Source organism: Hydrogenophaga sp. (assembly GCF_031426985.1).
Taxonomy (GTDB): domain Bacteria; phylum Pseudomonadota; class Gammaproteobacteria; order Burkholderiales; family Burkholderiaceae_C; genus Hydrogenophaga.
This window is the reverse complement of record NZ_JASJOY010000047.1, coordinates 1-1,315: the sequence shown is the minus strand read 5'-3', so window position 1 is coordinate 1,315 and position 1,315 is coordinate 1. Positions and strand designations below refer to the sequence as shown.

2 rRNA genes are annotated in these 1,315 nt (G+C 52.5%); both read left to right on the top strand.

From position 1 onward, the window contains the following. Positions 1 to 951 (top strand): 23S ribosomal RNA (locus RMP09_RS06485); the annotation flags it as partial. 212 nt (positions 952 to 1,163) lie between these two features. After that, positions 1,164 to 1,272 (top strand): 5S ribosomal RNA (gene rrf, locus RMP09_RS06480). Positions 1,273 to 1,315 lie beyond the last annotated feature (43 nt).

The window sequence follows — 1,315 nt, the reverse complement described above, 5'->3', positions numbered from 1 at the left end:
AAGGTAGCGAAATTCCTTGTCGGGTAAGTTCCGACCTGCACGAATGGTGTAACGATCTGGATACTGTCTCAGCCATGGGCTCGGTGAAATTGTAGTCGCGGTGAAGATGCCGCGTACCCGCAACGGGACGGAAAGACCCCGTGAACCTTTACTGCAACTTCACGTTGGTTCTGGGTAAGTGATGTGTAGGATAGGACGGAGGCTATGAAATGGGTTCGCCAGGACTTGTGGAGCCATCCTTGAAATACGTCCCTTTGCTTGCCTGGGGCCTAATCCCGGGAAACCGGGAGACATTGTGTGGTGGGTAGTTTGACTGGGGTGGTCGCCTCCAAAAGCGTAACGGAGGCTCCCAAAGGTACCCTCATGGCGATTGGTAACCGCCAGAAGAGTGTAATGGCATAAGGGTGCTTGACTGTGAGACAAACAAGTCGATCAGGGACGAAAGTTGGGCATAGTGATCCGGTGGTTCCGCATGGAAGGGCCATCGCTCAAAGGATAAAAGGTACTCCGGGGATAACAGGCTGATCGCTCCCAAGAGCTCATATCGACGGAGAGGTTTGGCACCTCGATGTCGGCTCGTCACATCCTGGGGCTGGAGAAGGTCCCAAGGGTTCGGCTGTTCGCCGATTAAAGTGGCACGCGAGCTGGGTTCAGAACGTCGTGAGACAGTTCGGTCCCTATCTGTTGTGGGCGTAGGAGACTTGAGAGGAGCTGACACTAGTACGAGAGGACCGCGTTGGACATACCGCTGGTGTACCAGTTGTCCCGCCAGGGGCACCGCTGGGTAGCTACGTGTGGCAGGGATAAGCGCTGAAAGCATCTAAGCGCGAAGCCCCCCTCAAGATTAGGTCTCCATGAAGGGCCGTTGAAGACGACAACGTTGATAGGCTGCAGGTGTAAAGGCAGTAATGTCAAAGCCGAGCAGTACTAATTGCCCGAAACTTTCTACTGGGGCGGAATTGTCCTGGCCAGGGTTTTTTTGAAGAGACAATTCATGAATTGTCTTTACGGATTTGAGTAGTTTCTTCCCATGTTAAAATATTGGATTGATTGGTAGAGACGTTGCATGCAACGTCTGTACATGAGCATTGATCTAAATTTGTACGGGGCACGTGTACAATTTTTGAAAGATGCGATCGAAAGCTAAAAGAGCCTAAAGAGATTTAGGTGGCAATAGCGACGGGGTCCCACCTCTTCCCATTCCGAACAGAGAAGTTAAGCCCGTCAGCGCCAATGGTACTGCGAAAGTGGGAGAGTAGGTCGCCGCCGTATTAAACCCGGGCCCCGGTTCAAGCAATTGAGCCGGGGCTTCTTT